The 7,050-nt window shown below is 58.8% G+C and carries 9 protein-coding genes; 5 read left to right on the forward strand and 4 right to left on the reverse strand.

What is annotated here, in order from left to right; all coding sequences use genetic code 11:
• The first annotated feature begins 70 nt into the window (after positions 1-70).
• Together JF616_00370 and JF616_00375 are read left to right on the forward strand one after the other, a co-directional pair.
• Entirely contained in the window at positions 71-931 is an 861-nt protein-coding gene (locus tag JF616_00370; protein ID MBW8886181.1) for an AraC family transcriptional regulator, read from the forward strand.
• Positions 932-1,031: 100 nt separating this feature from the next.
• A complete protein-coding gene (locus tag JF616_00375; GenBank protein ID MBW8886182.1) occupies positions 1,032-1,529 on the forward strand; it encodes an effector binding domain-containing protein in 498 nt (165 codons plus the stop codon).
• 133 nt (positions 1,530-1,662) lie between these two features.
• Here the strand turns inward: JF616_00375 and JF616_00380 are convergent, their stop codons facing one another.
• Positions 1,663-2,166 carry a hypothetical protein gene (locus JF616_00380; GenBank protein MBW8886183.1) on the reverse strand — a complete coding sequence of 168 codons (504 nt, stop codon included), beginning with the start codon at positions 2,164-2,166 and terminating at the stop codon, positions 1,663-1,665.
• 159 nt (positions 2,167-2,325) lie between these two features.
• On the opposite strand from JF616_00380, the gene JF616_00385 reads away from it, so the two are divergent.
• On the forward strand, positions 2,326-2,946 hold the full coding sequence (locus tag JF616_00385; protein MBW8886184.1) for a helix-turn-helix transcriptional regulator: 621 nt from the start codon (positions 2,326-2,328) through the stop codon (positions 2,944-2,946).
• 24 nt (positions 2,947-2,970) lie between these two features.
• On the opposite strand, the gene JF616_00390 is transcribed toward JF616_00385, so the two are convergent.
• Entirely contained in the window at positions 2,971-3,879 is a 909-nt protein-coding gene (locus JF616_00390) for a sterol desaturase family protein (GenBank protein MBW8886185.1), read from the reverse strand.
• A 27-nt stretch (positions 3,880-3,906) separates the two neighbouring features.
• Positions 3,907-4,347: a DUF2141 domain-containing protein gene (locus tag JF616_00395; protein ID MBW8886186.1), complete on the reverse strand. Its 441-nt coding sequence runs from the start codon at positions 4,345-4,347 to the stop codon at positions 3,907-3,909.
• Positions 4,348-4,474: 127 nt separating this feature from the next.
• On the opposite strand from JF616_00395, the gene JF616_00400 reads away from it, so the two are divergent.
• Together JF616_00400 and JF616_00405 are read left to right on the forward strand one after the other, a co-directional pair.
• A complete protein-coding gene (locus JF616_00400; protein ID MBW8886187.1) occupies positions 4,475-5,047 on the forward strand; it encodes a TetR/AcrR family transcriptional regulator in 573 nt (190 codons plus the stop codon).
• A gap of 78 nt (positions 5,048-5,125) precedes the next feature.
• Positions 5,126-6,559: a hypothetical protein gene (locus tag JF616_00405; protein ID MBW8886188.1), complete on the forward strand. Its 1,434-nt coding sequence runs from the start codon at positions 5,126-5,128 to the stop codon at positions 6,557-6,559.
• A gap of 33 nt (positions 6,560-6,592) precedes the next feature.
• On the opposite strand, the gene JF616_00410 is transcribed toward JF616_00405, so the two are convergent.
• Positions 6,593-7,050 (reverse strand): DUF1080 domain-containing protein (locus JF616_00410; GenBank protein MBW8886189.1); only part of this gene is annotated, 458 nt, incomplete at its 5' end.

A 7,050-nucleotide genomic window follows, 5' to 3' on the forward strand; every position in this document is an offset into this window, starting at 1 on the left:
TGTTCACTCCTCGAACGCCCTGGACGTATGATACGTAGATTATCCCGATCATTTCGGCGCCTGGGGAAACGTGGAATACTACCCGATTATGGAGCAAGCGATAGAGTTCATTGAGGATCACCTTGCCGATCCCATCTCGGTGGAAGACGTGGCAAAACATGCATTCCAGTCGCGCTGGCATTTCCAGCGCATCTTCCGCCTCGTCACCGGCCATTCAGTCTATTCCTACATCAAGCGACGCCGGCTATCCGAAGCCGGAAATGATTTGATGTTGACTCGGGAAAGGATCATCGACATTGCATTCAAATTCCAGTACGAGACGCCGGAAAGTTTCCTACGGGCCTTTCGCAAGGAGTTCTCCGTCAATCCTTCCGAATACCGCCGGGGCAAGGAACATCGGGGGCTGCAGCGGATTTCGGTGCTTCGCGATCGCCAGCGGGAAGGCGTCGGCAAGGATGCCTTGCGTACCCAGATGGTGGTTCGGGGCGAGACCCTTCTCATCGGCCGGAAATATCGCACCACAATGCGGCAGATGCGCAATGAGACGGATATCCCCGCCTTCTGGGGCGATTTCTTTTCCCGCAATGTCATGGCGGAAATTCCGGACAAAGCCGATGGGGCCGCCATGGGGGTCTATTTCAATTGGGACATCGAGGAAAACTTCGACGTCCTCATCGGCGCAAGGGTGGAGAGATTCGGCAAGGTCCCGGAAGGGATGGAGGCGCGCCGTATCGCGCCGGCCAAGTATATGGCCTTCACCGTGCCGGGGAATACCAATGAGGATATTCTCCGGGCTTGGAAGTACATCTACGGAGTCTGGATGCCGGAAACAGGGTATGAACGCGGCCTTGCCGACGATTTCGATCTCTTCGACGACCGCTTCGCACGTGCCGAAAACCCCGAGTCGGAGATTTACATCCCCCTTGCTTGACGAATAGCACAAACGGTCAAGAGCTTCCGGAGCCTTCCGCTTATTTTTCCTTCGAAGCCGCCCCCTCGTTCCGAAGGGCGGCCCAGGAAAGGACGACCGTATGAAGGACCAGGAGAAAGTCGATTATCCCCGGGTATCCCGGGGCGCCATCAAGCTGGTGGGGATTTCCGTCCGCACCACCAACAAGGAAGAAATGGACGGGAGCGGTCGCATAGCCGGTCTCTGGAAGCGTTTCTTCGAAGAGGATGTGCTATCACGCATCCCGGGGAAGACGCACCCCGGCCAGATCATCGCCGCTTATACCGACTTCGAAAGCGACGAGAAAGGTCCTTATACCTTGGTCATCGGAGCGGACTCTTCGGGCGCAGGGCAGCTTCCCGCTGGGATGGTCCTAAAGGACATTCCAGCGTCCGATTATAGGCTTGTGTCCACCGCCCGAGGCCGCCTCCAGAACATCGCCATAGAGGCCTGGACGAAAATCTGGCGGGACGAGGGTCTCAGGAAAGGGAGGACTTATAAGGCAGACCTGGAAGTGCACGGGGAAGATGCCCGGGATCCGGAAAATGCCCGCTTCGATATCTTGCTTGGAGTTCACTGACTGGCGGAATGTCTCCCAGCGATCATTATCGCCGGGGAATTTTCGCCGGTTACGGCGAAGGCGCGCCGCCTAGGAATGAAGTCCCGGCTGAATGGTATGGGATGGCGAAGATCGCCTTCTACTTCTGACGCCCCTAAGGTTCCGTCGCCGATTCCAACTTCCCGATGGCCCGCTTCGCCAGCAGCAAGGGTAACACGCCGATGACCCCGAATGAGCAATCGATCAACCTCCAATAGAATGGGATGCCGCGGATGGGCCCGCAGATGAAGGCCAAAGGGAATACCGCCAGGCATGCGATGATCCCGAAATCCACCACCCATTTGTTCCGAACCGGCTCCTTGAAGGGCCCCCAGAAGGCAGTGGCGATGACCAGATGGGCGAAGGCCAGCCAATCCGTTCCGTACTGAATGAACGGGTAGAGACGGTTCGTGTCTCTAAGGCCAAAATCGACTTTGGCGATCCAGTTCGCCAAGTTGGGAAGCGCGCGACCCAGGGAAGTACCCGGGCCGAGCTGCGCGTCGAGAAAGGCGACTTCATGAATGAGCGGAAATGCCGTGAGACCGCTCAGCGCAAGGCCAATCGCGAAAAGCGCGAGAAGAAGGCGGATCCGGGCGACCACGCGGAGACGATCTACCATCGGCATTAAACGAAATTAGCGAATAATAGCTACCTATGCGACTCAGTGGCGGCAGAGTGTCGCGGCCTTTGGCGGGGTATTGTCGTTCCCCCGTCCCGAGTTTCGCGGTAATTTTGGGTCATGAGCAAACCAACCCGCGATGAAAATCGGAATTTCGAAATGAAGATCAGTCCGGAAACCATCCGCAAATGGCGCGAACAAAGGGCCTGGTCGCAAGAACACCTTGCCGAAATCACGGGCTTGAGCCTAAGGACCATCCAGAGGGTGGAGGCCGAGGGCAAGGCTTCCAATGAAACCCGCATGGCTTTGGCCTCCGCCTTCGGTTGCAGCCTCCCTGAATTGGAACCCATAGCCGAAGCTGCGGTGGGCGCGACGATCGATATGTCCGCCCCGACGGTTCAAAAGATCGATTCCCGGCGGATTCGTCCCGCATTGATCGTTTTGCCTATGGTGGCCGGCTTTCTTCTATTCCAGGATTGGCGGCTGAATCATTCCATCACCTGGTCCAGGTGGTCGTTACTGGGCATCTCCTTAGGCATGCTTGGGATCGGCATCAAGATGCTGACCCGGCATTTCCCCGGTCGATCCCGTCGCAATGGATTCTTCATCCACGCCATGATCTATTCTTTGACCTGTTCGTTTTTGGGGTTCATGGATTGGAAGGCTTCGGGCGGGATTACCTGGTCGCAATGGCCCATGATCGGATGGGGGTTGGGATTGGGCCTGCATGGATTATTTCAAATCGAGCCCCTGTTCCGCAAATCGCAGGCTTCTCTCTAAAAGCGCTTTTCCAAGAGCGCCTCTCTAAGAGCCTTTCGCGTAAACCCATCCTTTGGTTGCGCCTTTCCCCGTGAAAGGCAAGCCGAGCACGGCCAGGATCCTTTCCGAAGCCGGGTATTCTCCCGCGTCGGCTACGCCCAGTCTTATGGGGTTTCGCCCGGGCCGATAATAATGCGTTCCAAAAACCAGGTCCCATGTCGCCAAGGTATTCCCGAAGTTCTTGGCTTCCTTCAGATCGGCGCTATGATGGTAGCGATGCGTTTCCGCCCCGATGAAAACGTAATTGAGGAATCCCGCGCGGACGTCCGCATTGAAATGGGAGACCAGGCTTTGCAGGTCGATCAATAAAGTGGCCGCCAGCACCGCCGCCGGCGGGAGGCCCAATAGGATCAAGGGGATTTGGATGATGACGGTGGAGATCAGGGCGTTGATGGGATTGAAGACGGCATGCATCATCACGTAGACCTTGTCCGGCAGATGATGGGCGACGTGGGCCCTCCACAAGAACCCGCCGATGGGACCCTTCCCGGCATGGCTCAATCTATGGAACCAATACTGGAAGAATTCGAAAACCAATAGGAACGCCACGACGCTCGCGATCACGGGGGCATGGGTGAAAAGCCCAACATGGGTTTCGCTGTACCGGATCGCCATCATCCCGAACAGCGCCTTAGTCGCGCCGATGGTGGGGGCGTTCAATAGGATATACCGGAAGTCGCGGAAAAAGCTTTTCCCGGTCATGGACCATGCCTCCGAGAGAGGGAAGAGCCTTTCGCAGGTGATCAGGACCGCCAGAAAGAAAAGGGTCATCATCCAATAGGTCCTTTTGGAATCCCATTGGAACCGGACGGACAGATAGACGGAAAGGACCACCATCGCCAGCAAGAAAGGATAAAGCCCATAAGTCACCGCATGCCTGATCTGGTTTTTCATGACGCTCCCTGCACGGTTGCCCGGCGCTTATTTTTTCCCGAAGACCATCGGGATGGTTTGCGAGTTTTCCGATTCGGAGAACCGGAACTTCAGTTTCTCGAATGTCGGCATGCCCGAGAAAAGGCCGAGCTTCCAGCCTCGCGTGTAGCCCAAGGGCTCGCTGGGTATGCCAAAGGAATGATCGATCTCTCCGTTCGAATTCTCATCGTGCAGGAGGATGGCCGCATAATCGCCGTAGGGAAGATCGGTGAATTCCAGGGTGGATTCCCGGTCGCGAATGGCCCCGAAGGCCTTGCGGAATGGGGCTTTCGGCAGCTTGTCTTCCTTCCGGTACAGGAAGACTACTGCCTGTCCAGCGTCTATGTCGAAGTCACGGGCCCGGATAGTCAAGGTTCCCTGCCCCGGCGCCTCATCGGCCAAGACGGCCCAGGGGAGCGCGAGCAAGAGACCGCGAAAGCTTGCTTTCATTTTGCACTCTATGTCTTATATTGAACATCATGTTCATTTTATATGAAGGTAATCCGCTCCGGCCATCTAAGGAAGCGTACGGAAGCCGGCGTTTCCGGATGAATCGGCCCGAAAGTTCATGAGGGATATGAAACCCGTCGATCGCCGTATCCAGAAGACGAAGCAGGTCCTATCGGAATCCCTGATCGCCTTGATTCTTGAAAAGGGCTACGAGCATGTCACGATCCAGGACGTCATCGATAAGGCCAACGTGGGGCGTTCGACATTCTATTCCCACTATGAGAACAAGGACCAATTGCTCATGGAAGGCCATCGGAACCTGGGCGTAGTCCTCATCGAGGAAATGGATGCGGACGGGAAGGCAGCGGACCCGGCCATCGGCTTTCTGCCGCTTTTCAGCCATGCGGGGCAAAACTTGAACCTGGCCAAGGCGATGTTGGGGAAGATGAGCGGGGACATTTTCACGGGCCATCTGAAGAACCACTTATCGGAAGTCCTCCGCGAGCGCTACCGCCATCGGTTCGGTAAGACCAAGCAGGAAAAGCTTTGGCTCAAATACCATGCCGCAGCCGCGGCGGCGGCGCTGATGGCTTTCCTGATTTCCTGGGTTGAGGATGATCTTCCCTTTACCGCGGAAGCGATGGCGGAGAAGTGCGCCGCCGCGGTATCGGCAATATTCGGCCAAGGCCGTAAAAAATGAATCCCATAATCCCGCCCGGCGCCGACTTCCCGGTGGCAAGTCCCGGCCCATTCGGCTAGAATTGTGCCGGGGGGAAGCATGTCCAAACGCAGCCGTCTTCGTTCTAGTATCCCGCCGGATTTCGCGGATCGCCTTACCGCGGTGGTTTCAGTCGTCCTCGCCCTGTCCACCGCCCCGTCCCGAGCCAATCCGGCGCTTACTCCGGGCGTATGGGCCAACATCTCCCCGCCCGGCCTCGACCTGGTCTCCCATTATGGCACGGCCTTTGTGCAACTCGATCCCTCGCATCCCTCCACCGTTTACCTGACCGCGGATATGCAAGGACTGTGGAAAAGCGTAGACGGCGGATCGAATTGGGCGCGCCTGGGAACCCCGCCCGCGAGCCCGAACTACGGGGATACGACGGACTACCTGGACAGCCCCGTTTCCATCGCCGTCGATCCCGCCGACTCCCGTCACCTGTACGTTACCCAGGGCGTGCGCGGCACCACCCAGGGGTTCTGGGTCACCCGCGACGGCGGCGCGACCTGGATCCTTTCCCCCGGTTACGACTCCTTAGCCAAGGCGATCGGCACCCGCGACGTGACGACCATGTCCATCGATCCCACCGACTTCAACCACGTGCTGGTGGGATCGCATTCACCCTGGAAAGGGTTGGCCAACGCGGGCATCCTGGAGACCAAGGACGGCGGCGGGCATTGGACGGCGCATGCGCCGGCGTCGGGATTCACCTCGGCCACCATGGGCGTGAACTTCCTGTTCGACCCGGCGACGAAACAGGGGGACGCCAAGACTTGGCTGATCGGCACCGACGGGCAGGGGCTTTGGCGCACCACCGACGGCGGCGACAACTTCACGCGCGTGACGCCCGTAGGCGTATGGCCCGACTTCTCCATCTCCCACGGAGGCCAGAGCATCTTCTACGCCCAGAACGGAACCCTCTACGCGGGCGCCTTCGTCTATCCGGCGCGCAGCACCGACAACGGCCTTACCTGGACCTCGATCACGGGCGACAACGTGACCTATGCCTCCTATTACGCCGTCATGGGGGACGGCGTGAACCTATATACCTTGCGCTCCTTCGCCGCCAACGATGCCAAATACGACGCGCCCTTCCTGGTCTCGCCGGAGTCCGACGGCCTCACGTGGACCCCGTATGAAGGAGGCAAGCAGAAGTTCGACAATGGGCCCTACACCATGCGTTTCGATAAGGAGAACGGGATCCTTTATGCGGCATGTTGGAACGCGGGGCTGTGGGCCTTGAAGGTGACGGGTTCGGCGGCCGTACGCGGGCCGCGCCGCCCGACGGGGGATGGTGACCGGGAACGTACCATCTTAATTGGTCCCGGGGAATCCCTCGAGTCCGCCGGGCTCGCGGGGAGGGACGTGGAATTCTTCGGGCTGGACGGCAAGCGGATCGCCGACCGCGGCGCGGGAACCGCCTCTGGCGGGCTAGGAATGGGCGCAGGCATCCGCATCATGAGGATCAAAAAGGCCGAGGCTGGCCCGTAGCGTTCTTGCCCGCCGATAGGGAGGTGATTGCTCTTACCGGATCAGCGCGGAAGCGCCGGAATTCGAATTCATGGGGAAATACATACCGCTCGCCGGCTTCGGCGGCGCCATCCTTCCGTTCAAGGCGATGCGGGCCCGGCCGGGAAGCGGGAGAAAGGAGGCTCCGCCTTTCCCGGTTCTTCCCTTCGGGAGCGGGGGCCGGATGGCAGTCCCCGTCTTTTCCACGATCCAGATGTTCCGGAACTTCACGGGATCGCCGTGGGCCTGGAAGCGGATGGGCCCGTCCGCGGGGGTGACCGGATCGCCCAACAGCGTATTGCTCTTGAGCGCTTGGTTCTCGTGGATGAGAACCCCGTTCAAGCGCACGGTAACCCGGGCCGTGTCGAGCATAACCTTGCCGGCCGAATCGAAAACGGCTTTGCTGAAATCCACGTCGTAGGTCTGCCAAGTTAGGGGCGGGAAACTCATGTTCAGGCGCGGCCCGACCAATT

The sequence above is a fragment of the Fibrobacterota bacterium genome (assembly GCA_019509785.1).
Taxonomy (GTDB): domain Bacteria; phylum Fibrobacterota; class Fibrobacteria; order UBA11236; family UBA11236; genus Chersky-265.

Excerpts from the sequence above, each read along its gene's own strand:
- JF616_00375 (MBW8886182.1), top strand. The coding sequence starts at position 1,032 with ATGAAGGACCAGGAGAAAGTCGATTATCCCCGGGTATCCCGGGGCGCC.
- JF616_00380 (MBW8886183.1), bottom strand. The coding sequence starts at position 2,166 with ATGGTAGATCGTCTCCGCGTGGTCGCCCGGATCCGCCTTCTTCTCGCG.
- JF616_00385 (MBW8886184.1), top strand. The coding sequence starts at position 2,326 with ATGAAGATCAGTCCGGAAACCATCCGCAAATGGCGCGAACAAAGGGCC.
- JF616_00390 (MBW8886185.1), bottom strand. The coding sequence starts at position 3,879 with ATGAAAAACCAGATCAGGCATGCGGTGACTTATGGGCTTTATCCTTTC.
- JF616_00395 (MBW8886186.1), bottom strand. The coding sequence starts at position 4,347 with ATGAAAGCAAGCTTTCGCGGTCTCTTGCTCGCGCTCCCCTGGGCCGTC.
- JF616_00400 (MBW8886187.1), top strand. The coding sequence starts at position 4,475 with ATGAAACCCGTCGATCGCCGTATCCAGAAGACGAAGCAGGTCCTATCG.
- JF616_00405 (MBW8886188.1), top strand. The coding sequence starts at position 5,126 with ATGTCCAAACGCAGCCGTCTTCGTTCTAGTATCCCGCCGGATTTCGCG.